General features: G+C 41.8%; 29 protein-coding genes and 1 pseudogene. 24 read left to right on the top strand and 6 right to left on the bottom strand.

Going from position 1 to position 26,093, the window contains the following annotated elements:
• Positions 1-305 precede the first annotated feature (305 nt).
• The 6 genes from WQ57_RS10185 (at position 306) to WQ57_RS10160 (ending at position 6,896) form a co-directional block, all read left to right on the top strand.
• Positions 306-1,934, top strand: coding sequence for a bifunctional metallophosphatase/5'-nucleotidase (locus WQ57_RS10185; protein WP_052948716.1), 1,629 nt, complete (start codon positions 306-308; stop codon positions 1,932-1,934).
• Between the two features lie 111 nt (positions 1,935-2,045).
• Positions 2,046-2,525 (top strand): hypothetical protein, encoded by a 480-nt coding sequence (locus tag WQ57_RS10180; RefSeq protein WP_046523643.1) that lies wholly within the window; start codon positions 2,046-2,048, stop codon positions 2,523-2,525.
• Positions 2,526-3,033: 508 nt separating this feature from the next.
• The gene (locus tag WQ57_RS10175) at positions 3,034-4,809 is read left to right on the top strand and encodes a bifunctional metallophosphatase/5'-nucleotidase (protein WP_052948714.1); all 1,776 of its coding nucleotides are present in this window, start codon (positions 3,034-3,036) and stop codon (positions 4,807-4,809) included.
• A gap of 222 nt (positions 4,810-5,031) precedes the next feature.
• Entirely contained in the window at positions 5,032-6,000 is a 969-nt protein-coding gene (locus WQ57_RS10170) for an NAD(P)-dependent alcohol dehydrogenase (RefSeq protein ID WP_046523642.1), read from the top strand.
• Between the two features lie 336 nt (positions 6,001-6,336).
• Entirely contained in the window at positions 6,337-6,600 is a 264-nt protein-coding gene (locus WQ57_RS10165; protein ID WP_046523641.1) for a metal-sensitive transcriptional regulator, read from the top strand.
• Between the two features lie 56 nt (positions 6,601-6,656).
• Positions 6,657-6,896 (top strand): hypothetical protein, encoded by a 240-nt coding sequence (locus tag WQ57_RS10160; RefSeq protein ID WP_046523640.1) that lies wholly within the window; start codon positions 6,657-6,659, stop codon positions 6,894-6,896.
• Positions 6,897-7,026: 130 nt separating this feature from the next.
• On the opposite strand, the gene WQ57_RS10155 is transcribed toward WQ57_RS10160, so the two are convergent.
• Positions 7,027-7,206, bottom strand: coding sequence for a DUF4083 domain-containing protein (locus WQ57_RS10155; protein ID WP_046523639.1), 180 nt, complete (start codon positions 7,204-7,206; stop codon positions 7,027-7,029).
• Between the two features lie 122 nt (positions 7,207-7,328).
• Positions 7,329-8,207: a heme o synthase gene (gene cyoE, locus WQ57_RS10150; protein ID WP_046523724.1), complete on the bottom strand. Its 879-nt coding sequence runs from the start codon at positions 8,205-8,207 to the stop codon at positions 7,329-7,331.
• A gap of 473 nt (positions 8,208-8,680) precedes the next feature.
• Here cyoE and WQ57_RS10145 point away from each other — a divergent pair, with 473 nt between their 5' ends.
• From WQ57_RS10145 to WQ57_RS10110, 8 genes are all read left to right on the top strand, one after another.
• Positions 8,681-9,646: a sulfonate ABC transporter substrate-binding protein gene (locus WQ57_RS10145; protein WP_046523638.1), complete on the top strand. Its 966-nt coding sequence runs from the start codon at positions 8,681-8,683 to the stop codon at positions 9,644-9,646.
• Positions 9,647-9,667: 21 nt separating this feature from the next.
• Positions 9,668-10,816: an FMNH2-dependent alkanesulfonate monooxygenase gene (gene ssuD, locus WQ57_RS10140; RefSeq protein WP_046523637.1), complete on the top strand. Its 1,149-nt coding sequence runs from the start codon at positions 9,668-9,670 to the stop codon at positions 10,814-10,816.
• A gap of 5 nt (positions 10,817-10,821) precedes the next feature.
• Positions 10,822-11,586 carry an aliphatic sulfonate ABC transporter permease SsuC gene (gene ssuC / locus WQ57_RS10135; protein WP_046523636.1) on the top strand — a complete coding sequence of 255 codons (765 nt, stop codon included), beginning with the start codon at positions 10,822-10,824 and terminating at the stop codon, positions 11,584-11,586.
• Positions 11,587-11,596: 10 nt separating this feature from the next.
• Positions 11,597-12,370, top strand: a complete 774-nt coding sequence (locus WQ57_RS10130; RefSeq protein WP_046523635.1) for an ABC transporter ATP-binding protein — start codon at positions 11,597-11,599, stop codon at positions 12,368-12,370.
• A gap of 22 nt (positions 12,371-12,392) precedes the next feature.
• Entirely contained in the window at positions 12,393-12,944 is a 552-nt protein-coding gene (gene ssuE, locus WQ57_RS10125) for an NADPH-dependent FMN reductase (RefSeq protein ID WP_046523634.1), read from the top strand.
• Between the two features lie 91 nt (positions 12,945-13,035).
• Entirely contained in the window at positions 13,036-13,683 is a 648-nt protein-coding gene (locus WQ57_RS10120) for a class I SAM-dependent methyltransferase (protein WP_046523723.1), read from the top strand.
• A 27-nt stretch (positions 13,684-13,710) separates the two neighbouring features.
• Entirely contained in the window at positions 13,711-14,634 is a 924-nt protein-coding gene (locus WQ57_RS10115) for a PLP-dependent cysteine synthase family protein (protein ID WP_046523633.1), read from the top strand.
• Between the two features lie 4 nt (positions 14,635-14,638).
• Entirely contained in the window at positions 14,639-15,775 is a 1,137-nt protein-coding gene (locus tag WQ57_RS10110) for a bifunctional cystathionine gamma-lyase/homocysteine desulfhydrase (RefSeq protein ID WP_046523632.1), read from the top strand.
• Between the two features lie 52 nt (positions 15,776-15,827).
• Here the strand turns inward: WQ57_RS10110 and WQ57_RS26190 are convergent, their stop codons facing one another.
• The 3 genes from WQ57_RS26190 to WQ57_RS10095 form a co-directional block, all read right to left on the bottom strand.
• Positions 15,828-16,136 (bottom strand): MFS transporter, encoded by a 309-nt coding sequence (locus tag WQ57_RS26190; RefSeq protein WP_277620285.1) that lies wholly within the window; start codon positions 16,134-16,136, stop codon positions 15,828-15,830.
• 221 nt (positions 16,137-16,357) lie between these two features.
• Positions 16,358-16,618, bottom strand: coding sequence for a hypothetical protein (locus WQ57_RS26185; RefSeq protein ID WP_052948712.1), 261 nt, complete (start codon positions 16,616-16,618; stop codon positions 16,358-16,360).
• Positions 16,619-16,723: 105 nt separating this feature from the next.
• A complete protein-coding gene (locus tag WQ57_RS10095) occupies positions 16,724-16,906 on the bottom strand; it encodes a Fur-regulated basic protein FbpA (RefSeq protein WP_084820240.1) in 183 nt (60 codons plus the stop codon).
• Between the two features lie 813 nt (positions 16,907-17,719).
• Here WQ57_RS10095 and WQ57_RS10090 point away from each other — a divergent pair.
• From WQ57_RS10090 to spxA, 3 genes and pseudogenes are all read left to right on the top strand, one after another.
• The gene (locus WQ57_RS10090) at positions 17,720-18,142 is read left to right on the top strand and encodes a DoxX family protein (RefSeq protein ID WP_046523630.1); all 423 of its coding nucleotides are present in this window, start codon (positions 17,720-17,722) and stop codon (positions 18,140-18,142) included.
• 93 nt (positions 18,143-18,235) lie between these two features.
• Positions 18,236-18,844 (top strand): NAD(P)H:quinone oxidoreductase, encoded by a 609-nt coding sequence (gene wrbA, locus WQ57_RS10085; RefSeq protein ID WP_046523721.1) that lies wholly within the window; start codon positions 18,236-18,238, stop codon positions 18,842-18,844.
• 272 nt (positions 18,845-19,116) lie between these two features.
• Positions 19,117-19,490: pseudogene (gene spxA / locus WQ57_RS10080) on the top strand (transcriptional regulator SpxA).
• A gap of 50 nt (positions 19,491-19,540) precedes the next feature.
• On the opposite strand, the gene WQ57_RS10075 reads toward spxA, so the two are convergent.
• On the bottom strand, positions 19,541-19,858 hold the full coding sequence (locus WQ57_RS10075; protein ID WP_046523629.1) for a winged helix-turn-helix transcriptional regulator: 318 nt from the start codon (positions 19,856-19,858) through the stop codon (positions 19,541-19,543).
• A gap of 264 nt (positions 19,859-20,122) precedes the next feature.
• Between WQ57_RS10075 and WQ57_RS10070 the strand changes: the two genes are divergently transcribed.
• From WQ57_RS10070 to zwf, 7 genes are all read left to right on the top strand, one after another.
• Complete coding sequence (locus tag WQ57_RS10070) at positions 20,123-20,614, top strand: hypothetical protein (protein ID WP_046523628.1); 492 nt, start codon at positions 20,123-20,125, stop codon at positions 20,612-20,614.
• 243 nt (positions 20,615-20,857) lie between these two features.
• Positions 20,858-21,826 (top strand): class II fructose-bisphosphatase, encoded by a 969-nt coding sequence (gene glpX, locus WQ57_RS10065; RefSeq protein ID WP_046523627.1) that lies wholly within the window; start codon positions 20,858-20,860, stop codon positions 21,824-21,826.
• Between the two features lie 168 nt (positions 21,827-21,994).
• Positions 21,995-22,237, top strand: a complete 243-nt coding sequence (locus WQ57_RS27410) for an MFS transporter (RefSeq protein WP_338151899.1) — start codon at positions 21,995-21,997, stop codon at positions 22,235-22,237.
• A complete protein-coding gene (locus tag WQ57_RS10060; RefSeq protein WP_338151898.1) occupies positions 22,216-23,412 on the top strand; it encodes an MFS transporter in 1,197 nt (398 codons plus the stop codon). Before WQ57_RS27410 ends, WQ57_RS10060 begins: the two co-directional genes overlap by 22 nt.
• Positions 23,413-23,666: 254 nt before the next feature.
• On the top strand, positions 23,667-23,810 hold the full coding sequence (locus tag WQ57_RS10055) for a BA3454 family stress response protein (RefSeq protein WP_046523626.1): 144 nt from the start codon (positions 23,667-23,669) through the stop codon (positions 23,808-23,810).
• Between the two features lie 72 nt (positions 23,811-23,882).
• Positions 23,883-24,554: a ribose-5-phosphate isomerase RpiA gene (gene rpiA / locus WQ57_RS10050; RefSeq protein WP_046523625.1), complete on the top strand. Its 672-nt coding sequence runs from the start codon at positions 23,883-23,885 to the stop codon at positions 24,552-24,554.
• A gap of 6 nt (positions 24,555-24,560) precedes the next feature.
• Complete coding sequence (gene zwf, locus WQ57_RS10045) at positions 24,561-26,069, top strand: glucose-6-phosphate dehydrogenase (RefSeq protein WP_046523624.1); 1,509 nt, start codon at positions 24,561-24,563, stop codon at positions 26,067-26,069.
• Positions 26,070-26,093 lie beyond the last annotated feature (24 nt).

Below are 26,093 nucleotides of genomic sequence, written 5' to 3'. Positions count from 1 at the left end.
AAAAGAAGATGAATGTCTTGATGAATACCATTGCGAACTTGATCATCGTTGCACTTTTGAAGTTCGGCGTTTAAACGTCCAAGCTCTTTTAAAAATAGTAAGCGTTCAGCCTTACTAATCATAGTGTATTCACTCTATTCACTCCTCTACATAGGTAAAAGACACTATGTCATTTCAGGCTAACACTTTGCCTGTGTATTTGCTATCTCTTTTTTACAAAAACTTAAACCTCTTTTGAAAAACTATTAATATATCAACTTTACAATTTATCTTATACTATATGATTTTTCAGGAGGAAAAAATTTATGGCGTTGTTTAACCGCAAAGTATTGACAGCTTCCATGTCGATCAGTCTATTAATGACCGGCATGATGGGGAGCTCAGCTTTAGCTGATGGAAATAAAGTTCCGCCAGGCTTGGCAAAAAAAGAGAATGTAAGGGTACAATTGTTAAGCGTAAACGACCTTCACGGCAAAGTGAATGTAAGCGAACAGCCCAAAAATGACCCCAATACATATGGAAACGCTGCTTACCTTGCTGCCTATCTTCGTGACCGTGAACAAACCAATGAAAATACGCTGATCGTCCACTCCGGGGACATGGTGGGAGGAAGCCCGCCTGTATCAGCATTGTTCCAGGATGAGCCTACCATTGAAATCATGGAATCCATCGGTTTTGATGCAGGGACTCTTGGAAACCACGAGTTTGACGAAGGGATGGACGAGCTGATTCGTTTAACATACGGCGGTGAACATCCAGATGGGACAGCTAACTATGACGGAATCGACTTCCCGACGGTTGCGGCCAATGTTGTGTACAAGGACAGCGGGGAACTGGTACTCCCTCCGTACTACATTAAAAATGTAAAGGGCCAGAAGATCGGCTTCATCGGCGTTACGACAACCGAAACACCAAACATGGTGGTAGCGAAAGGAATCACAAATGTTGAATTTACGGATGAAGCGGAAGCGATTAACAAATATGTTCCTGAATTGGCCAAGCGCGGAGCGGAAGCCATTATCGTTCTGGCACACGTCCCGGGAACCCAGTCAGGTGAAACGGCAACAGGTGAAATTGCGGAAATCGCAACCAAAATCAATGATAAGGTGGATGTCATCGTTGCCGCCCACAACCATCAAAAGGTAAATGCGGTAGTGGACAATAAGCTGATTGTCCAGGCCGGCGAATATGGAAAGGCCTTTGCAGACATCGACCTTGAAATCGACCGAGTAACAGGGGATATTGTTAAAAAAGAAGCAGAAATCGTGGATGTCATCCAGCAGGGAGTCACTCCCGACCCTGAGGTTTCTGCTATTTTGGAGAAATACTCCACGGCAATCGCACCTAAATTGAATGAGGTCATCGGTCAGGCAGCCGCCTATATGCAAGGCGGATATATCACGAAAAATTACGTTGGCGACAACTCTCTTGGGAATCTGATTGCAGACGGAATGAAAGCGGCAATGGAAAGCGACTTTGCCATGATGAACGGCGGAGGAATCCGTGCCAACTTGGATGCAGGCGAGATTACATGGGAAGAACTGTACAATATCCAGCCATTCGGCAACACATTGGTCAAAATTGAGGTGCAGGGATCGGAAATGGACGAAATTGTGAATGCGCAAATTTCTTCTTACGGACCGGATGCCTCCATTGCAGGCTTCCATTACAAGTGGGACAGTGCAACCGGCAAAGTGACGGACATAACATTGCCTGATGGAACTCCGATCAATCAGAATGCCACTTACAGCCTGACCATCAACAATTATATGTACGACCATTATTCAGACCAATATAAGCTACGTGCCTACGGTGAAAATCCTGTCCAAGGGCCGGAAGATCTCCAAGCAACCATTAATTTTGTCAAGAGTTTCACCACTCCAATCCCGTACGAAGCAGAAGGACGCATTATCAATATTTCTGCGGTACAATAAGCATGAGGACAGTTCTCCGATATTTTCCGAGCATGGGGGCAGTCCTCATGCTTTTTTACAGCAGAGCGGATGCGAAAGTTTTAACATATCAGATTTAGGGGAGGTGGGAGCTTGTTTCATTTATTTTTAATCACACATATTCACACCGGTGCAGTCTGTCTGGTCAGTGGTCTCGTTGCAATGGCCTCCAGTAAAAAGAGAGGGAGGCATACTGCAGCAGGAGAGATTTACCACGGAGCCTATGTTATCGTGTTTATTTCGGCAATTGTGATGTCCATCATTCATTGGGAAGAGAGTGCCTATCTTTTTTATATTGGGGTCTTCTCCTATTCCCTTGCCCTGTTGGGATATGCAGCCGCAAAAAGAAGATGGAAGAATTGGATGGGGATGCACATCGGCGGAATGCTCGGTTCATATATTGGCATCATCACCGCCACAATCGTCGTAAACATTTCCAAAGTGCCTGTGTTAAGTGAAATTCCTGTGATCCTTTTTTGGTTTCTTCCAACGCTCATCGGCACTCCCTTGATCATTAGAGCTGGAAAAAAGTATACCCCTAAACGAGACAAGGGACGCCCTTCACCGCTTTGAACATTGGTCGAAGTTGACTCGATAATAATACGCTGAGCCGGTCCTGTTGACAAAGAAAAAAGGTGCAAACCATCATTGGTTCGCACCTTTTTCGTCCTGCTTACAGGACTGATAGGGCAGTGTCGGTCCTAAATATATTGATTCAAGACCAGTGTTCCGGTCGCCATCTCGGCAAAGGATGCCCCAGTTTTTGCAGTGTCCAATAATCCTCTTGAAGTCGCCGTTAAATCTTTCAATTTAACCAGTCCCTCCATGTTTTATTGGTCTTGCCTTCTTTATATACCACTTTATCCATTATTAAAACATGATCTATAAAATTTTGGCTGGGTCTGTAATGACTAATAAGTCTATTGATTCATAACGATGCTGCTCTTTATCTGCTTCACTTTTCTTTGTTTCCTTTTCTTGTTATTTACTGAATCTTTTTAATTGTATAACCATCCCTTAATGTGGACTTCATATTCTTTTTTTATGATAAAAAGGAAATGATAGAAGGAGGGGTATGGATATGAAAAAACTAGTAGTTATTTTGTTTTGCTTATTGTTTCTTTTAGGACCGGGCGTTCCGGGTGGAGCCGCCGTCTCGGTTCATGCGCAGACGCCGACAGACTCTGAGAAAGAGGGTCTAGTCAGCCTGCAGCTGCTGGGCATCACAGATTTCCATGGCTATCTGCAAGCATTGAATGACAATTCCAATGGGAAAATTCCATCAGCTGACGGGCCGATTACAGTTGGGGGAGGAGCTTATATTGCCTCCCATCTGGATGCACTTTCCGAGGGAAAGGAAAATTCGGTCAGGCTGTCAGTGGGCGACAATTTCAGCGGCTGGCCGTTTGAAGTGGCTGCTCACCGGGACGAGCCGACGATTGAGTTCCTCAACGCTATTGATATTGAATTAACAGCTGCAGCAAACCATGAAGTGGACGAAACCGTTGAATTTTTAAGGAAGCATATGATGGACGGCAAATGCTTTGGTACACGCGGGGTAGATAGCTGCTTCACGGACTCGACAGGCAAGCAGTTTTCAGGCTCCGATTTCGAATACCTAAGCGCCAATATGCGGGATGCCAAATCTGGCCAGCTGATTTTAAAGCCTTATATGATTAAAGACATCCCGGATGGCCAGGGGGGAACCATTCCGGTGGGCTTTATCGGGCTTAATACGACTGAAACGATACTGGGAACCACCTCCTACCAGGAAGGAGTACTGACCGCGGATCCTCTTCTTGAAGCGGCAGAAAAGTATACCAATGAACTCAAGAATCTTGGGGTTGAAACCATCATTGCAGTCGTCCATGAAGGGGGAACCCATAGCGGCTATTACAATGAATGTGTCAATCCAAGAGGACCCGTCATCGATTTCGCCAGGGAGGCTTCGGCAGAAATCGATGCCATCTTCACCGGTCACTGGCATGCATCCTTCAATTGTTCCATTGAGGACCCGGAAGGAAATCCTCGCCCGGTTATCGAAGGAAGCAACCATGGCAGGTTGATTAGTGAAATGAACTTGTGGATTGACCCCGTTACAAAGGATGTTGTCCGTGAGCATACCACTTCGGATAACCATGCTGTAACAAGGGATATCCAGCCTGACCCGGAAATTGAACGCATGGTTACTTATTGGGCGGAACGGGGAAATGAACGGTTTGCCCAGCCAGTGGCGAAACTGACAGGCGACATAACCCGGGCCCGCAACGAGAATGGGGAAAGTACACTTGCCAACTTGGCGGCAGATGCTCATTACACGGCGGGCATAAAAACCAGGCAGCCGGCTGATTTTGCGCTGACAGCAGCCAGCCCGCTAAAAGGTGATTTGTTGTACAAAAAGGGCAGTAATCATTCTGACAGCGACGGGCAGATCCTCTTTGGAGAAATGTGGAATGCGCATGGTTATGCCAACCCAGTTGTTGTTGTCACCTTGACAGGACGTCAAATTGACCAGATTCTCGAGGAGCAATGGCGTACGCAATCAAATGGTACTACCCAATTCCATCCGCTGGCCGTGTCGCATAATGTGAAATATTCCTATGATGGATCCAAGCCGGTTGGACAGCGGGTTGAACCTGGAGATGTCCTCATCAACGGAAAGGTTCTGGATCCTGACCGTTCATACCGGGTAGCTGCACTTGCCTATCTGATTCGCGGAAACGACGGCTATCCAACATTTAAAGGCTATACCAATCCTGTCAGGGCAGAAGTGGACCGTTTTGCATTCCTTTCCTACCTGGAGGATAATGAGGTCATTGAGCCGCCAGCTCTGGACCGTGTTTCGGCTAAAAAATAATGTTTTAGAAGCCAGGCTGCTATTTCAGGCCTGGCTTGATTTTCTACAGCTTGAATACAGCATCAGCTATTTTTTTTAATAGAATTCTAAGTGTTATTTTTTTCGATTATGAGGCAAGGGAACCGTCCCCATGCGGTATTTTTTATTCAATGTGGTGATAAAGATAATTGAATGGCAAAAATTCTTTAGGAATCAGCCTATTTTTGGGGAAGGAGCCTGTTTATGAAAGCAATCGTTTCACCAAGATATGGGTCGCCGGATGTTCTTGAAGTGAGAGAGGTTGATAAACCCGTACCAAAAGAAAATGAAGTGCTGGTGAAAGTTCACGCAGCTTCCTTGAATTATGGAAATCTGGTTCTTTTGAAAGGGGAGCCGTTTTTGGCGCGTTTTGCTTTCGGACTTTTAAAACCCAAATACTTAATCCCCGGGGGAGACATTGCAGGCCGGGTGGAGGCAGTAGGCAAGGATGTTTCTGGTTTTCAACAAGGGGATGAGGTGTTCGGAGATCTTTCCGGCAGCGGATGGGGCGGCTTTGCTGAATATGTATCTGTTCCTGAAGTGGCTTTGGCAATAAAACCAGCAATGCTTTCCTTCGAGGAGGCGGCTGCTGTGCCTATGGCCGCCGTAACGGCCTTGCAGAGCCTGCGCGATAAAGGCAAGATTCAGCCTGGGCAAAAAGTGTTAATCTACGGAGCCTCCGGCGGTGTCGGCACGTTCGCTGTCCAAATTGCCAAATCATTTGGAGCAGAAGTTACAGCGGTGTGCAGTACGAGGAATGTAGAACTAGTCGGGTCTCTTGGAGCAGACTATGTGATTGACTATAAAAAAGAGAACTTTCCTGTCAAAACAGAGCGCTACGATTTGATTATTGGTGTTAACGGGTACCAGCCAATTTCCATCTATAAGCAGGCCTTAAATCCCCATGGAACATTTGTCCATGTCGGAGGTTCCGGAGCTCAAATGTTCCAGGCCATGGCTTTCGGTCCCTGGATTTCCATGACAGAGGGGAAGAAAGTGGGCAGCTTTTTACAAAGAGCAAACCAAAAAGATCTATTATTTATAAAACAACTTATCGAATCAGGAAAGGTAAAGCCTGTTATTGACCGATGTTATCAGCTTAGCGAGGTTCCCGATGCATTCACGTATTTTGCCGAAGGCCACGCCCAAGGAAAAGTAGTCATAACGGTGTGAGGCAAGTGGAAGGTTCCCACTGCTTCCTATTCAAAGCCAGACACTCCTTTGGTCAATAGCCAATGGAGTGTCTGGCTTTATCTATAACATATTTAGGTTAATCCAAGGGGGTGAGATTGATTAAAGGCTCAAAAGGGATGTCTGGTGGTAAGAAAGTAAGGGTGATCATCAGTTTGGTAAGTTGTTTTATTTTATCAATCAGAACTGACCGCAAAGGCTTTCGCGGCCTTTTTAATTCCATTAATCCTAATTTGACAATATACAAACGGGGGTATAGTATGGTTTTGTGATTCATTTCGGAGATTTTAATTCAAATTTATTAAAGGGGGGACAAAGATGGAATACAATGATCAAATGAAAAATAGACTTAAACGCATTGAAGGACAGGTAAGAGGTATTTTGAGGATGATGGAGGAAAACAAGGACTGCAGGGATGTGGTTACGCAGCTATCAGCAGCCCGGACCGCGATTGACCGCACAATAGGCGTTGTGGTAAGTTCGAATTTAGTGGAATGTGTCCGGATTGCCGAACAAGAAGGAGAAAGAAGCGCAGAAGAATTAATTCAGGATGCTGTGAATCTTTTGGTAAAGAGCCGATAAAAGGGTTGAAAGACTCTTTTATTTTTTGCAATATTTATACCTATGGGGTACGTGGGTTGATATTTGTAAAAGGGCGTAATATTAAAAGAATACAAATAGGTATACTAAAGAGAGAAAATAGTTTGGAGGGATACATATGGGCTTCTTTGGCAATCGGAAAGAAAAACGGCGAGAGAAAAAGATTCAAAGGGGGATATGTCCCGACTGCTCAGGAAGGGGATTTTTTTCTTCAGGTTTGGAATCTTTTCATGTCCATGATTGTACTACTTGCAGGGGAACAGGAAAAGCCTAAGTAGAGCAACGAACATTGAGTTTTGTTAGATAAGAGCATTTTAGCTAAAAGCTGGTTTGATCCAAGAAGGATTAAACCGCCTTTTTTGGTAGGATTCATTAATGCGAACATAATGAAAAACAGGATAAAAATTTCTACTTTCTATCCTGTTCAAGTAATTCAATTATTCTATCAAGCTTTTGCTCGATATTGTTATTCTTATTTGGTTGCTGTTGCTTGGACATAAGTGAACGAACAAGGAAGAAAACCGCAAAAAATAGTCCAAACATAAAAATAAAACTTAATAACTGAAATATTACATCACCAAAATTCATAAAATACCCTCTCTTTACAAGTTCTGGAATTATTATATCACAATCTCCTACAGCAAATTTCGGGTAAACTGTAGGATGCAGAGTGAAGAAATAAAAAGAACCCCAGGGTGCCAAGGTTCTTTTTAAATTGACAACACGACAATAGATGTAAGAAATAACATCATATGAATAACGGAGTATTTAAACATCCTGTTAGCCCAATGTTCTTCGTTTTGTGCAGAAAATCCGCTTAAAGATAAACCGATCCATCCGATATTTAAAAGTGTTATGAATCCGATGAAAAACCAACCTAGGGATTTCATAAAGAAAGGCAAAGGAATCAAACAAATAAGGTAAAACAGAATATGGATCTTCGTTTTCTTGATGCCTGATACAACAGGCAACATTGCGAAGCCTGCCCGTTTGTAATCATCCAATCTTCGTATCGCGATGGCATAAGTATGGGGCATTTGCCAAATGAATACGATCAGTGCCACCATCATAGGAATAAGTTGAAAACTGCTAGATACCACAGACCAACCAATTAACGGTGTTACGCATCCTGATACGGCACCAATAATCGTGTTCCACGAGTATTTTTGCTTGCTCCAAAATGTGTAAAAAATCACATAAAAAAACCAGCCAATGAAAGAAAATAAGAACACCTCAGCATTAGTAAAAAGCAATAACAAAAATCCTATTATGCTTGTTGTAACTCCTAAAGTTAAGACAAACTTCCTGCTGAACTCTCCATTAGCACTCGGTCTACTTTTAGTTCGCTCCATTAGTTTATCTAAATCGGCTTCGTACCAATTATTCAACATTAAAGCACCAGCAATGACAAAGGAACTTCCTATTAATGTAATAAAGAAAGAGGCAATGTGTTCAGCTAGTGGAACATGATTGATATGTGAAGATAAAAAATATCCTGTCAACACAGGGAGCACATTGATAACAAAGACTTTCCCTTTAATGAGGCTGACTAGGTTTTTAAAGAAATTATTAGGTGTTTTAGTTTGCATTTGAATCGTAGTCCTTTCACTTTCTATCCACCAAGCTATCATTTTAACACAAAGAACCTTCGAATGCTTATGGTTTATTTTTGAATTTCTACTACTACTCCCACCGCAGAATGAAAGACCTGTGTGGACCTAAATTGCAAAATTTTCGTCACCGATTGTTTGTGTGCTAATAGTATATGTTTCAAACAGCCTAATTTTTCTAATTCATAGTTGACAGGTAAGAATAGTGTGATTTATAATCTGAATTACTAAGAAATTACATATGAGGCCGTTTGGACCACCAAAGGCATAACCTTTTTCTAATTAGAAGGTTATGCCTTTTTTATTGCCATGCTGACTGGAAAACCGGAGGCTCTGGTATTAAGCATAGACTTAATGCCAGAGCTTCTTTGTTTTTTTTGTCTGCTGATCGGAACACCGAAAGCAGCAGGGGAGAATCCCATGATTAAATTTGATGAGTGGAGGTTGTAACTATGCAATTTCGATTGGTTCTGTTCCTGGTTTTTAGTTTTTATGTTGCTTTAATTAGCGGCTGCAGCTCAACGTCTTCAGGGGCTCATAACAGCGACTCTGAAAAAGCAGAGAAAGTAATTCATATTGGATACCAAAAGTTTGGAACCTTGAACATTCTGAAAGCTGATAAAAGCCTGGATGAAGCTTTGGAGAAGAAAGGTTTTTCGGTAAGGTGGACTGAATTCCCTGCCGGCCCTCAGCTATTGGAAGCTCTTAATGTAGGCAGCATTGATTTTGGGCATACAGGTGAAGCGCCTCCGATTTTTGCCCAGGCTGCAAATGCGCCCCTTGTCTATTTTGCCAATAAACCGCCCAACCCAAATGGAGAAGCTATTGTGGTGCCGAAAGATTCTCCTATAAAAAATCTCGAGGATTTGAAAGGAAAGAAAGTGGGGCTGAATAAAGGCTCGAATGTCCACTACCTGCTGGTAAAAGCACTTGAGAAGGCGGGCATCCAATATGATGAAATTGAGACAGCCTTTCTTCCTCCAGCCGATGCACGGGCTGCCTTTGAAAAGGGAGAAATCGATGCTTGGGTCATTTGGGATCCTTTTTTAGCCAATGCGGAGGTCACCGCAAATGCCAGGATCATTGCTAACGCAACAGACTTGGCTGCGAACAGGGAGTTTTTCTTCTCCTCCCGTTCTTTCGCTGAAAAGAATCCTGATGTTCTGGAGGTTATTTACGAAGAAGTGGAAAAGACAGAAGAATGGGTATCGGAAAACCCTAAGGAAGCGGCAGAGTTTCTTTCTCCAGAGATTGGGATGGACGTTGCAACATTAGAGCTGACGCTGACTAGAAGGTCCTTCGGTTTGGAAAAGGTTACGAAGGAAATCATTGATGACCAGCAAAAAATTGCCGATCAATTTTATGAGCTTCAGCTTATTCCAAAACAAATAAAAGTAGAAGAGGCAACTATTAAATAATAAATGAAGGGATGAGAAGAAATGAAGGTTTTTTGGTTTATTCCCACACATGGTGATTCAAGGTATTTAGGCGTAACAACAGGTGGAAGAGAAGTGAATCTTCCCTATTTGAAACAAATTGCTCAAGCGGTCGATTCATTGGGATACGAGGGGGCACTGCTGCCAACGGGAAGGTCTTGCGAAGATGCCTGGGTTGTAGCTTCATCGCTGATCCCGGTCACTTCCCGGATGAAGTTCCTCGTTGCCGTACGCCCAGGACTATCATCCCCTTCCCAGGCTGCCCGAATGGCATCAACCTTTGACAGGTTATCAAACGGCCGGCTGTTGATCAATGTAGTCACTGGAGGAGACCCGGTTGAGCTGGCAGGGGACGGACTGCAGCTGAGCCATACGGAAAGGTATGAGTTAAGTGATGAATTTTTAGCCATTTGGCGGGATTTATTAGCAAAAGGCGAAGCTGATTTTGAAGGGAAGCACCTGCAGGTCAAAGGCGGAAAGTTGCTCTATCCTCCGGCTCAAACTCCTTACCCGCCGCTATATTTCGGCGGTTCATCCGAAATAGGGCAGCAAATTGCCGCCAAGCATGTGGATGTTTATCTGACTTGGGGAGAGCCGCCTGGGAAAGTGGAAGAGAAAATCAATCAGGTCCGGAAGCTGGCGGAAAAACAGGGGAAAACCGTCCGCTTTGGAATCCGCCTTCATGCCATCGTGCGGGAAACCGAAAAGGAAGCCTGGCAGGCAGCTGAAAATTTAATCAAATATGTAGATGACGACTTGATTGCATCCTCGCAAAAAGTATTTTCCCGGTTTGACTCTGTAGGACAAAGAAGAATGTCCCAGCTTCATACCGGAAGCAGGGATAATCTGGAGATCAGCCCGAACCTATGGGCGGGAGTCGGGCTGGTCCGAGGCGGGGCTGGCACGGCATTGGTTGGGAGCCCAGAAACAGTCGCAGAAAGAATGCGAGAATACGAGAATTTGGGGATAGAAACCTTCATCCTCTCTGGCTATCCACATTTGGAGGAGTCCTACCGGGTGGCAGAGCTATTATTCCCGCACTTGAATTTGGGAAGCTCCAATACAGCAGGTGAAAATCCTGGAATTGTCAGTCCGTTTGGTGAAATTGTCGCAAACGACCTTTATGCCAAAAAAGTGAATGCAAGCAGGTGATATTAATGAAGAAAAGGATGAATAGCTTCATCCCATGGATGGTCCCATTGCTCTTGCTCGTTTCCTGGCAGATCTTTTCCTCGCTCGGATGGATTTCGTCAAGAATTTTACCGAGTCCAATCGACATTTTCAAAGCGGCGATTGAACTTGGCCAATCGGGCCAGCTGTTTCACCATATAGGAGTCAGCACCAAAAGGGCATTCTGGGGATTTTTGATCGGAGGCGGGATTGGATTTGCACTTGGGTTGTGGAACGGGTTATCAAAAGTGGCTGAGACTCTATTTGATACTTCGATTCAAATGATCCGCAACATCCCCCACCTTGCTTTGATTCCAATCGTGATTCTATGGTTTGGGATTGGCGAGGAGGCTAAATTATTTTTGGTGGCACTGGGCACGTTTTTCCCCATTTATTTGAACACCTTCCATGGAATTCGTTCGGTCGATGCCTCCTTGATTGAGATGGGCAAAGTGTATGGTTTGAAAGGTATTAGTCTCTTCCGGCATGTTATTTTCCCAGGTGCCCTTTCCTCTATTTTGGTAGGTGTACGCTACGCATTGGGTATCACCTGGGTGACACTGATTGTCGCAGAAACGATTGCCGCTAATTCGGGGATTGGCTATATGGCCATGAATGCAAGGGAATTCATGCAATTGGATGTAGTGGTCTTAAGCATCATTTTATATGCTTTTCTCGGAAAACTTTCGGATTACACAGCAAAACTGGCTGAGAGGCGCTTCCTGAAGTGGAATACGAATTATCAAAGATAGGAGGAACGAAATGGCTGCAAGCAAAGGGAATGAAACGGTACTTGAACTCTCCGGGATTCAAAAATCCTTCGGGTCCCTGCATGTACTAAAAAATATGGACTTAAAAGTGAATAAGGGCGATTTTATTGCGATTGTAGGAAAGAGCGGATGCGGAAAAAGCACGCTGCTGCGTATGATTGCCGGGCTGGAATCTCCTACTGCGGGTGGCTTGTATATGAATGGAAAGCCCGTAAAAGGCAACTCCCTTGCCAAAATTATGTTTCAGGATGGCCGGCTCCTTCCCTGGAAGACAGTTGAGCAGAATGTGGGCTTAGGATTAAAAAAAGGTTCGCATGATAAAATTGCTTCGCTTTTAAAGCGGGTCGGGTTAATGGAGCGGGCTAAGGATTGGCCGGGCGTCCTTTCAGGAGGCCAAAGGCAACGAGTGGCCCTGGCAAGAGCACTTGTACATGAGCCAGAGCTGCTGCTGCTGGATGAACCTTTAGGGGCCCTGGATGCTTTAACTCGAATTGAAATGCATCAGCTTATTGAGGAATTGTGGAAGGAAAAGCAGTTTACGGCTATTCTGGTTACCCATGATGTTGAGGAAGCAGTAGCCCTGGCCAACAGGGTCATCGTTATAGAAGAGGGCAGAATTGCCTTACACCAATCCATCAACCTTCCTTATCCGAGACAAAGGGAGCATCCAATCTTTATTAAGTCTGTTTCCAGGATTCTGCATCAAATACTTGGCACGGAAAAAGTCTCGCCAAACCAAGAACCTAGGAAGCTGCTAGAAGGTTAAAAACATAAAGGGAGAGATGAACATGACACAAGTGGCCATTATTGTGGGAGCACCTAATGATCAATCACGTCTGAATGGTATTTTAGATTATGCTGTAGAGGTTTTGAATGAGGAAAACATTCCTTCTGAAACCATTAAAGTTCATTTGCTGCCATCCAGAAATTTGCTGACTGCCAGGTTTGATAGTGAGGAAATTAAAACCGCTAATAGCATCATCGAAAAGTCAGAAGGAGTCCTGGTGTTGACTCCTGTCTATAAGGCCTCCTACTCGGGGATATTGAAGACCTATCTCGACCTATTGCCCCAAAATGGCCTGGAAAATAAATTGGTCCTGCCTCTCGTACTAGGCGGTTCGTTTGGCCACCTTCTAACCATTGAGTATGCATTAACACCAGTCCTTTCCGCATTGGGGGCCAATCACTTTATAAAGGGGGTCTATACGATCGATAACCAGATCGAGCGAACAGGAAAGCATCATTATTCTATTAAAGAGGAAGCGCAGCAAAGGCTGAAAAAGGCTCTTGATGAATTTATTAACAGTTTAAACAATCGTGAAATAAAAGAGGTGGTATAGCAAGGATAACATACCATCATGGTGACCAATTCTGCACATAATTCATACTATGTTGATAGGAATAATAAACTTTAAACAGAAGGTGACCATGTTGGGCAGAGAATTTTTAGAGGTTTTTGATGAGTGGGCCTCCACCTATGACCATACAGTAGGCGGGGATGATCTTGAGTATCGTGAAGTATTCAGGGGGTATCCTTCCATCCTAAAGGAAGTATCCCGCCGATCGTATGGGCATGTTATGGAATTTGGGACGGGGACTGGAAATTTGACAGACTTTTTGCTGGAAGCGGGTTATGAGGTTACAGCCATTGAACCTTCCAAGGCCATGAGGGAAGTTGCCAATAAAAAGTTAAAGGGGAAAATAAACATTCTTGACGGCGACTTTTTGGATTTTCCTAATTCTCTTTCCATCGATACGATTGCAAGCACCTACGCTTTTCACCATTTGACCGACACAGAGAAAGAGACGGCCATTGGCAAATATCAAAATATCTTAAAGGCTGGAGGCAAGATTGTCTTTGCCGATACCATGTTTGAAACGAAGGAAGAGCATGATCAAGCGATCAAAGAGGCAAAGCTGAAAGGTTACATGAACCTGGCTAAGGATTTGCAGACAGAATATTATACAACGATTCCAATTTTGCGGGAGATACTTGAAAAACACCATTTCTCGGTACGATTCACCCGCCTCAACTCTTTTGTCTGGATTTTGGAAGCTGTAAGAAAAGATGAAGGATAAACTCTTTAGATTTAGGAGGTGTGTAAGATGAAAGTGGTTGAAAGCATACACGAACTGGTCGGCAAAACTCCTATATTGGAAATCAAGCATTTCCCGCTTCCAATGAATGTTAGAATCTTTGCAAAGCTGGAATTTTTCAACCCTGGAGGAAGCATTAAGGACCGCCTGGGATTGGAACTGCTGCAAAACGCTTTAAAGTTTGGGGACATAAAGCCTGGTGGAACGCTCATTGAACCCACAGCTGGGAATACAGGAATCGGTTTGGCGCTGGCGGCTATCAATAGTGGAATAAACATCATTTTTTGTGTCCCTGAAAAATTCAGTGTGGAAAAACAAGAATTAATGAAAGCTCTTGGGGCAAAGGTGGTGCATACCCCAACAGAGCTGGGCATGGCCGGTGCAATCCAGAAAGCAAGAGAATTGCTAAAGGAAATACCAGACTCCTTTTGTCCTCAGCAATTTTACAATCCCTCAAATCCTGGGGCTTATTATAAAACATTGGGACCTGAACTCTGGACCCAGCTTAATGGCAAGGTGGATGTATTTGTAGCCGGAGCCGGAACGGGCGGGACCTTCATGGGAACCGCAAAATATTTAAAGGAAAAGAATAAGAGGATAAAAACCGTCATTGTCGAACCTGAAGGATCTATTCTCAATTGCGGACCTATAGGGCCGCATAAAACGGAAGGAATTGGAATGGAGTTTCTGCCACCTTACATGGATGACCACTATTTTGACGCTATCCATACCATTTCTGATGACCACGCCTTTTCAATGGTAAAGAAACTGGCTACTCAGGAAGGGTTGCTGGTTGGCAGTTCATCAGGTGCAGCCTTCGCGGCTGCCTTGAAAGAAGCAGAAAAGGCAAAGCCCCCTACTAATATTGTGGTCATTTTCCCTGATTCGAGTGAAAGGTATTTAAGCAAAAACATTTATGGAGGTGGATTGTAAAACAATGAAAAAGAAAACGCAGTTCATTCATGGAGGAATCGTTGGAGATGAGAAGACCGGGGCTGTCTCCGTTCCAATTTACCAAGTTAGCACTTACAAGCAGCCTGCCCCGGGGAAACACACAGGTTATGAGTATTCCAGGACAGGAAACCCGACTAGGCATGCACTCGAGGAACTGATTAAAGACATTGAAGATGGAGAACGAGGATTTGCGTTTGGATCGGGGATGGCTTCAATGACCGCCGTCATGATGCTGTTTCGTCAAGGTGACCACATTATCATGACAGACGATGTGTATGGAGGTTCGTTCCGTTTAATGACAAAAGTATTAAACCGGTTTGGACTTGAGGCGACATTCACAGATACAAGCGAGTTGGATTCAATTGAGCAGGAAATACGGGAAAACACGAAGGCCCTTTTTCTTGAATCCCCGACAAATCCATTGTTGAAAGTCACGGATATTGAAGGAGCTGCAACGATTGCCAGACGCCATGGACTACTGACTATTGTCGATAATACATTCGGAACTCCTTACTGGCAAAATCCATTAGCGCTTGGAGCGGATATCGTCTTGCACAGTGCAACGAAATTCCTTGGCGGCCATAGTGATGTCGTTGCCGGTTTGGCTGTAGTGAAGGATAGGAAACTTGGCGACGAGCTCCATTTTATTCAAAATGCGACTGGAGGAGTGCTAGGACCACAGGATTCGTGGCTCTTGATGCGAGGCATTAAAACCTTGGGAATCAGGATGGAAGAGCACGAGCGAAATGCAAGGTCGATTGTGGAGTTTTTAGCTCACCATGACCAAATAAAAAAAGTGTATTACCCCGGCTTGGAAGGCCATCATAACCATGAAATTGCTAAAAAGCAATCACGAGGTTTCGGCAGCATGATCTCATTCGATGTCGGCAACCGTGAAAAAGCGGAGAAACTGTTAACTAAGGTGCGTTTATTTACATTGGCAGAGAGTCTTGGCGCTGTTGAAAGTTTAATTTCAATTCCTTCCTTGATGACCCATGCCTCCATACCCGCGGAAAGACGTAAAGCCTTGGGAATCACCGATGGATTAATCCGGATTTCGGTAGGTCTTGAAGATAGCGATGATCTAATTAGTGATCTGCAACAAGCCTTGGATAATTAAGTTCTACCCCCTCTTAAAAAGCAGGGGTTTTCCCATTATTCCTAAGAAACTTTTACCAATCAAGCTTCTCGAATAATCCGTTCTGATCCTCACGAGGTTTAGGTGGCTTTATAAAGAATAATGCAAGAAGTGCAGCCCCGACCGAAATACTAGTTACGGTCAAAAATAGTGTTTTATGAGAAAAACCCTGTAGAATTGCGAAAACTGGAGGACCCAATGCCACTCCCAAAAACCTCATCCTGCTATAAAAGGAAGAGACTGTTCCTCGTTCCTCCTTCTTAAATCCACTGGTTATGAGAGCGTCGAGGCAGTGTAATGAAACACCAATCCCGATGTCGTAAAAATCCCTTGATACACAAATACCAAGGGAACTGACGGGTTGGAAACCCAGATTAAAATTTATAAGGAATTTTTAGAACGACCTGGATAAAGCCTTTCCAGGTCTTTAACAAACTCTGGATGAATTTCGATCTCTGGCCTAATTTCTTTAATCATTTTCTCTGCATCCTCAATGGAGTCTGCCATTGAGAGTTCTAGAAGTATGCCAATTGCCACACTACCTGTGCGGCTTTTCCCGCCTTTTCAATGAAGAACGACTTGCTTTCCCTCATGGTATGCATGAACGGCAGCCTGAATAGCATCTTCCAAAAGCTTTGATTGATTTGGTTTCCCGTCAATCAAGGGAATAACCAGCCTATTTGGATGATTTTCCCCTTCATTTTCCCCTGCCTCTGCTCGTAAGTCCATCACCATTTGTATATTTTCATTCTCCAGGACAGTATTGACTGCAGGCAAAGCACAAACAAATATCCCGTTTATGAGTGATTGATAATTCCTTTCCATATGTTCCTCCTATCAATTTAATCTTATTGGTTCGAGCACTCAGAAAATCAGTATAGCTCTTTTTTAGCTGAAGTGCTATTAGCGGTCTTGTTCGATATACACCTATTATTTTATTGATCCGATATTATTATGGGGATGACTAGTCGAATTGAATTTTTTGTATTCGGTTTCCAATTCTGTCAGTGATAGCTCAAAAAGATGCTTATCCTCCTTTTTGTAAACGTTAAAAGCGATCAGTTTTTCAATTAATTTCTTCCGTTTTTTCTCAACAGCTTTCCGAAGTTCCACCAGACCCACTCCTTTTAATTGCTTCTAGTGCACTAGTCAGCTAATTTCTTTTTTATTGTGTATCAAAAAAGGCCTAACGACGTTGTTTAAGAAACGTTGTTAGGCCTTCAGTCACCTGATCGAACCTTTACTATTCCGATTTGATAAGTATGAATTAATAATAAGGTTTAAGGTAATAAATGTCAACTTTTAGTTCTTTGGATGATAAATATTCAGTTGGATGGTAAGTGTGGAGGAGAAAGGGCGAATATTAGGCAATCGGCTAAGGTTAGTGGGATTTACAAATAATGGTATAACTAAATAACATTTCCAAAGTGGAGCAAATTAAAATGCTAAGTGTTGTGGCCATTGGTCTGGCGCTTACAGGACCAGGGCAATAATCGTTATCCGCATTAATGGTATAAGAATTTCGCCATTATAGTTGACACAAGACGGATAACCGTTTATTATAATCCTTAATTAAAGATACTTTGTTTCGAGGTTTATTGGGGGTAGTTCAATAAAATGCATTAACTCTTGCTCATCCCTACTAAACAAGCAAATATACATGGGGGTATTCTTTGATATATATCTCGAAGTTGAGAATTATTATATTAGTGAAAATTAGGGGGCTCTTTCAACTTTGAGAATGATTCAATCTGTTCGCTGATTAAATCGGAAGAATTGAATCTTTATTGGAAAACCATGTAAAACCTCTATGGTGAAATGGAGGCCATTAACTAACGATGGAAGATGTGGAATTTGCAACACAATGGTATTGGAAATTCCGGTTTTCGAAAGAAAGTAAAATGTTATCGGAGGACGAGGCTAGAAATGTTTAAAGCAGAATTGGGAGCGTTAATTTTACGTGTTACATTGGGAATCATTTTTTTCATTCATGGTTTAGTGAAATTCCAGGGTGGAATTGAGAATACTGTTGGATGGTTTGAGAGTATTGGCTTACCGGGATTCATGGCCTATGCCGTTGCTGGAATTGAATTGGCCGGAGGGCTTGCACTGATCATAGGCCTCGGAACGCGGGTTGTGTCTGTGCTAATCGCCTTGATCATGATTGGGGCAACCTTAAAGGTAAAGCTGTCCCTTGGTTTACTGGGGAATGGGCAGATGGCTGGCTATGAACTAGATTTAGCATTTTTGGCAATGGCCGTTTACCTAGCAATTAACGGAAGCAAATTATACTCGGTAGGCCAAATGATTGTAAATAAGGATACAAACAGCTTCACAAAAGCTTTTTAAATCTTTTTTCAAAAAAACAGCAAGAGGGAGGTCATATTAATGGGTTTTCTATCCAAATTATTTGGAAATTCATCTATAAAGGAGAATGAACAAATGACAAATGTTAAATTAGCGGTGGTTTTTTACAGCATGGGTGGTACCAACTACCAACTAGCCAAATGGGCGGAAGAAGCAGCAAAAGAAGCAGGTGCCGAAGTAAGGGTATTGAAGGTGCAAGAGCTGGCTCCTGAATCGGTCATCCAGGGAAATGCTGCGTGGAAAGCAACTGTAGAAAATACAAAAGCTGTTCCGGTTGCGACAGGTGAGGATATTGAATGGGCAGACGCCATCATCTTCAGTGTTCCAACCCGCTTCGGTAACATGCCGTCCCAAATGAAACAATTCCTTGATACACAAGGTGGATTATGGGCAACTGGCAAAACCGTTAACAAAGTTGTGAGTGCGATGACTTCCGCCCAGAATCCACATGGCGGCCAGGAAGCCACTCTCCTGTCCCTATACACTTCCATGATGCATTGGGGTGCAATTATTGCCACACCTGGTTACACCGATCCTGTAATCTTCGGTGCTGGAGGAAATCCATATGGAACAAGCGTTACCGTTGGCCAAGATGGCAAAATGATTGAGGATGTCCAGGCAGCCGTCAAGCATCAGGCGAAGCGTACGGTAAACGTTGCGGAATGGGTTAAAAAAGGAAATTAATAATGAATATTGAGAGCCAATCCATCGTGATTGGCTCTTTTAAATAATTGTCATATAGGACCAGGGGAGGATTATATCTATTTTAGAAGTAGGTCTAGTTGATAAGGTTTGAAATAATGTTGTTATTCCCCCAACAATTTCTCCCCTATACCCCCAGAGATAATAGAGGAAAACACCTAGGACGGTCATAGGGCTTCCATCGGAGTACCATTCTTTTTATGCTTTATATACATTGACATCTAGAATAATCAGAGGAAGGATGCTGTAAAAAGATGATTCATTTATATACATCCTCTAGTTGTGCTTCTTGTCGGAAGGCAAAAGCTTGGCTAGATAAGCACCAAATAGTTTATAAAGAAAAAAATATATCAGCGGAAAAGCTTACCATAGACGAAATTAAAAATATATTCCGGCTCACAGAGGACGGTACAGATGAAATTATTTCTACAACTTCGAAAGCCTTTCAAAAGTTGAATGTAGACTTTGATTCTCTTTCTGTGCAAGAACTATATAAGATTATTAAAATCAATCCGGGAATATTACGCAAACCGTTACTCATGATGAATCCAGGCTGCAAGTAGGATATAACAAAGAAGAAATTCGCAGATTCCTGCCTCGTAAAATTCGCTCCTATCAACGTATATAAATCAAAGCTTCTAGCCTTAAGGAGAAGTTGATTGGGCAACCCCACTTGTTTTATAACCATTTATCGGCCCAAGCTTCGACAGCTTTAAGGGCTTTACCTAGCTCAGCCCCTTTTTTCGTGAGTGAATACTCCGTCCGGACGGGCCTTTCTGTAATGACATTCCTTAAAACAACTCCACATTCCTCAAGTTCTTTCATCCGCTCATTTAGCACTCGCTTACTTAAATCCGGGATAAACGCATGGATTTCTCCAAATCTTTTTGGCTCTTCCATGAGGCAATGAATGATCAATCCCATCCATTTTTTTCCTATTATATGATAGGATTCTTCTACCTTAGAACATAGAGTTTCCTGAGTTTCCTTCTGCATACACGGCTCCTCCTATTTATATAAGCGTTATATTAAAGTCAGTAATAATTAATTGTTAATAGGTTATTTTTAGTATACAATAACACGCCCTTCAAATAAAGGTGTTACTGTTTTTCATTGATGTTAGTGAATGGAAAATATAGAATCATCAATAAATAATTACTTTTTGTTGACTAAAAGTAACCTTCATAATAATATGGTTACATAAAGTAACCACAAGGGTTATTTAAAAAGATAGAATAAAAAGAAAAGAGGTAAGAGAAGATGGAACTTTTAAATGCAAAAATTATCCCAACTCACCAGGGGTTGGAAACCTATTTGGATATTCCAAATAATATAACAATAACGGAACTGCGCACCCCTACAAAAGAGAAACCATACCTGGACATCAAATTCGGAATTGAATATTATCGTTTGAAACAGAAGCATTATTATGATAGTCAAATTAATTATTTCTGGATGAGAATTTACCCAGAATTTAGTTCAATTAGTTTATTGGAAACTGATATACAAAACATATTCAGCGTAAAGGACCAAAGCGAGCGGCAAGCAACCAAGGAGCTTATTGGTGAATGGCTTATTAATACAAAGGCCTTCAAACAAACCATTTTGCAGTTAATAGAGGACAAGAGAAAAGAGAATGTCTCTAGCAGAGAAGAAATAAGGCAAATTGATCGCGAAATAAATTTATTGGAAAAGGTGCTCGAACTTAGAACAGAGGACATTTTAAAAGCAAGTGTACAGAAATATAATTAAACAAATTTATCTTGAAAATGCAGAATCCTAATGAAGTTAAAAGGCATTCTGTGTAGTTTCCATTCCGGACTTAATCCTTGTTCCTTACAAATCATATATGAATATTTCTTTGTTGAGTATCTCGGATTAAAGATAACTTAATTAAGGATAAAAGTTTTATACGAAAAAAGGGGTAGGATTGAGAACTAATTTATTTTGGCAGAACGTTAGAAAATAATCAAAACAAGAGGGGATGAAATCATCATGAAAAGCAATTTATCAATCGACCTTGTCAAAGTAACTGAAGCTGCAGCTTTAGCTGCTGGAAGATGGACTGGAAGGGGGAAAAAAGAAGAAGCAGATGAAGCAGCAACAGCTGCAATGAGAGCGCTCTTTAATGTGATTGAAATGTCAGGAACAGTTGTAATTGGAGAAGGTGAAATGGATGAAGCGCCAATGTTGTATATTGGCGAAAAATTAGGAACAGGGAATGGGCCTAAAGTTGACATTGCTGTAGATCCTTTAGAAGGAACGGAAATTGTCGCTGCAGGAGAGGCTAATGCACTTACGACCATCGCAATTTCAGAACGTGGAAATCTGTTGCATGCACCAGATATGTATATGGAAAAAATTGCAGTAGGACCTGCGGGGGTTGGAAAAATAAATATCAATGCTCCGGTTGTTGATAATCTAAAAGCCGTCGCAGAAGCAAAGAATAAAAAGGTTGAAGACTTGGTTGTAAGCATCCTGGATCGCGAAAGACATAAAGAAATGATTCAAGAGATTCGGAATGTGGGTGCAAAGGTTAAACTTGTCCAAGCTGGTGATGTACAAACGGCGATCGGTACTGCATTTGAATCTTCTGGTATCGATTTAATGCTAGGTTCTGGAGGGGCTCCTGAAGGTGTATTAGCTGCAGCTGCACTGAAAAGCTTGGGAGGAGAATTTCAAGGAAAACTGCTTCCACAAACAGAAGAAGAAGAACAACGTCTAAGACAAATGGGTGTGAGTGATTTTAATAAGACGTATTACATGAAGGATATTGTAAAAGGAGATGACGCTTTTTTTGTAGCGACTGGTGTTACTGATGGAGATTTACTTAGAGGAGTGCAATACAAAGGAAATATAGCGATTACACATTCGATCATTATCCATGGCAAATCACGATCCGTTCGCTTTATAGAGGGTCAACATAACATGGAAAATCTAAAAGACGTTTTAGCAGTCGGTTGAAATGTAATCCATTTTTATCGCCATTATAAAACAATTTGTATCATAGGTCGATTGATTAAAGAACTCCGATTTAAATTGGGGAATAGGGAAAGACATTTTCATTATCTCAAATTAAAGATATTTTAATTAAAACCAATAAGCGCATTAAGCTGATACAGGAGTGATAAAATGAATCAAGGTGCCAGTCAAAAAATAATGGATTATGAACCAACAAATTCAATTATAAAAGGTGAAAAATTTGGTCTTAGAGATCAACTAGGTTATATGTTTGGCGATTTTGGGAATGACTTCTTCTTTATATTAGTGAGTTCTTTCCTGATGGTTTATTATACAGATATTTATGGACTTAGTGCAGCATTTGTCGGGATCCTCTTTTTCATTGCACGTTTATGGGATGCCTTGGCAGATTGACATGGGGGCGTTTTATCGATTCAAAAAAGCCCACTAAACATGGGAAATTTAAACCTTGGATTTTCAGGATGTCCTTCCCGCTCGTTCTATCAGGGGTATTAATGTTTGTATATATCCCGGGGATGTCGAACGGATTTTATGCGGCATATGCCTTTGTTACATATATTTTATGGGGAACATTATACAGTACAGTTAATATTCCTTATGGTTCAATGGCTTCCGTGATCACAGATGATCCTATCGAACGTACTTCTTTATCTACATTCAGAACGATGGGGGCCATGTTGGCAAGTTTAATCATCAATGCTATTGGACCACTCATTATCTTCGTAGACAACAAGGCGAATTCAGATGGTTTTTTCATGGCGGCTGTCATTTTTGGGATTCTTTCTCTCGCTTGTTATATGGCATGTTATAAATTATCTACAGAACGTATAGCCATTCCTGAAAATACTGGAGTTAAACCTAATTTAGGCCGTACATTAAAGTCTTTGATGAAAAATAAACCGTTAATGGCTATCCTTGGAGCATCCTTGATTTTTATGATGAGCACAATGCTGATCGGTGCAGTGAACGTTTATTTGTTTAAAGATTATTTTCGTAATACAGCCGCATTAAGCATTATAGGCATTATCCAAACGGTTACCGTATTTATTGCGATTCCTTTAGTCAAACCGTTAGTGGCCAAATTCGGCAAAAAAGAAGTCACAGCTACGGGAATGATCCTGGCAGCTTCAATGTATGTTCTTTTATTCTTCTTCCCTGACTTATCCACAGGACAATTTATTGTAGGTTCAGCGATTGGTATGTTTGGATATGCATTCTTTAATTCATTGATATGGGCATTTGTAACCGATGTGGTTGATTATCACGAATTAATAACCGGCCTGCGAGAAGATGGAACAGTCTATTCTTTCTATTCATTCGCCCGGAAAGTTGGCCAAGCACTTGCTGGCGGCATAGGAGGTTTTGCCATCACTGCCATAGGCTATAATGCTTCCCTTGAAGTTCAATCGGCAGACACACTGGATGGAATCTACGCATTGGCTACAATTGTACCTGGAACGATCTATTTATTGATATTTTTTATATTGGTATTTTTATACCCGTTAAATAAGAAACGGATGAAACAACTCTCGAATAATTTAGCAGCTAAAAGAAAAAATGGCTTATAAATATTCCTCTAGAGAAAGTTCACAAAATAGACAAAAATGGTTGACGGATACATGCTAAGGGGATATTATGGTTACATAAAGTTACTTGATAATAAAATATTCCTTAATCTTATAGGCTGTACTTGTTGTTAATCCGAAAAAATGATTCAGATATATTTTTTTATCAAATACTTTGAATACGAGATATTTGAATTAAATGTAATTACGGGTCCAAAACAACTGTTTCAAGTATCAATTGAAAGGAGAAGAGGATCGTGATTGAAGTGATTGTTACAGTTGAATTCAATGGGAGAAATTATCAAACGAATGTAATTGGCAATAAAGATATGCCAGAGGATGAAATTAGAACTCTAGCCGAAAAACAAGTCATCAATCAATGGAGAAAATTCGTTAACTAATAAAGTAAGATAATAACGCAAATAAATAGGTAGATGATTTCGCTTGTTAGAGGAGCATAAGGAGTGAGGAACTTGAATGAAAAGAAAGCAGTCGGCGAAAAAGCGACCGAATTTGTCAAGGATGGAATGGTAGTGGGACTGGGTACAGGGTCAACCATGTTTTATACACTACTCAAGCTTGGACAACTTGTAAAAGAAGGACTTTCCATTCAAGGGATTCCTACCTCTATCCAAACAGCGGAACTGGCAAAAGAATTAAACATTCCTCTGGCAGGCTTTAAAGAGATTGAGAAAATTGATCTTGCGATAGACGGAGCCGATGAAGTGGATGAAAACTTAAACCTCATTAAAGGGGGAGGCGGTGCTCTTTTACGAGAAAAAATCATTGCCAAAGCAGCGAACCAATTTATTGTCGTGGCTGACCCTTCAAAAATGGTCAAAACATTAGGATCCTTTCCGTTGCCTGTTGAAATCGTACCATTTGGGGCGGAAATGACGGAAAAGCACCTAAGAGAACTAGGCGGAAGTCCAGCATTACGCCGAGTCAATGGCGAACCTTTTCGAACGGATAATGGACATTTTATTTTGGATTGTATCTTCCCAAGTTTAGCACAGCCTCAAGAATTAGAAGTAAGTCTCAATAAGATTCCCGGTGTTGTGGAAAATGGCTTGTTTATTGGGATGGCCGATGTGCTCATTACGTTAAATAGCGATCATCAGCCAATATTATATAGAAAGAAGTGAGAAAAAATGGAATCAATGACTTTCGTTTTATTTGGAGCAACAGGGGATTTGGCAAAAAGAAAAATTTTCCCGGCTCTCTACAATTTATATTTGGATCAAAAAATACCTAAACCGATTTCAGTCATTGGACTAGGTCGTCGTGAAATATCTGATCAAGAATTCCAAAAGTATGTTGAACAATCGTTAAGAAGTTTTTCGAGACAAGAAGCATTTGATCAGGAGATAATCGGGCCCTTCCTTGAGGCTTTTCGATACAGTGTGCTTGATGCAGGGAATTTGGAGGACTTTAAGAAACTTGAAAACATTGTAAGTCAACGTGAGAAAGAACTTAATCTTCCAGAAAATCGCATGTTCTATCTATCTGTTGCACCAGAATATTTTAGTGTCATTGCCAACCATATTAAAGAAAGTGGCTTAGGAACAACAAAGGGCTGGAAACGGCTGATCATTGAAAAGCCATTTGGGCATGACTTAAAGAGCGCACGGGAGCTTAATAGCAACTTAAGCAAAGCATTCAAAGAAGATGAAATCTATCGAATTGATCATTATCTTGGAAAGTCGATGATTCAAAGCTTGGAATCACTCGCGTTTGCCAATCCTGTTCTGCAAACACTATTAAATAACAAACATATTGCCAATGTCCAAATTACAGCAAGTGAAACGGTGGGCGTAGAAGAGCGAGCTGGTTATTATGACAAATCAGGAGCTATTCGCGATATGTTTCAAAATCATATGCTTCAAATCTTAATGATGACCGCGATGAATATGCCAAAAAGCATCAGCCCGGATGAAATTCGCAAGGAAAAGCGCAAAGTGATGGAATCTGTTCGTCCTTTAAAGAAAGAAGGTGTTCGACAAGATGTTGTCCGAGCTCAATATAAAGCCGGGAAAATAAATGGCGAACCAGTCATTAGCTATATAAATGAACCTGGAATTAAGGAGACGTCAGAAAATGATACCTTTATCGCAGCCAGACTGTGGATTGATAATCCATTTTGGGAAGGAGTGCCTTTCTACATTCGGACAGGAAAAAGGATGGCGGCAAAGTCTACTCGAATTGTGATTGAATTTAAGAAAACATCGAAAAAGGAAAAAGCAGAAAGATTGAATCCTAATCTGTTGATCATCGAAATCAGTCCGAATGAAAATGTTTCCTTACTTATTAATAGTAGAAATCCGATCAGCGGCAAGATTGAACCTGCGAAAATTAGCTTGTTTACGGAGCAAATGGATATTCCGGAAGCGTATGAACGATTAATTTATGATGCATTTCGCGGCGATTCCACATTCTTTGCCCACTGGAAGGAAGTAGAGTTGTCATGGAAGTGGGTTCAGCCAATTTTAGAGGCATTTGAGGAAAATCTCGCCCCGCTTCATTATTATCTAGCAGGATCGACTGGTCCGGAAGCAGTTCACTCTTTGCTTCGTGAGGATGGTTTCCATTGGTGGCTGGATGAAGATGATGTAACAGAGGATAGGTTAGAATCACTTTCGGAAGACTTACTAGCACAATAACCAAATGTTTAAAAGGAGAAATCT

The organism is Mesobacillus campisalis, from assembly GCF_000986785.1.
Lineage (GTDB): Bacteria > Bacillota > Bacilli > Bacillales > Cytobacillaceae > Mesobacillus_B > Mesobacillus_B campisalis.
The sequence above is the reverse complement of the archived record's forward strand: the minus strand, read 5'-3'. Positions and strand labels throughout refer to the sequence as shown.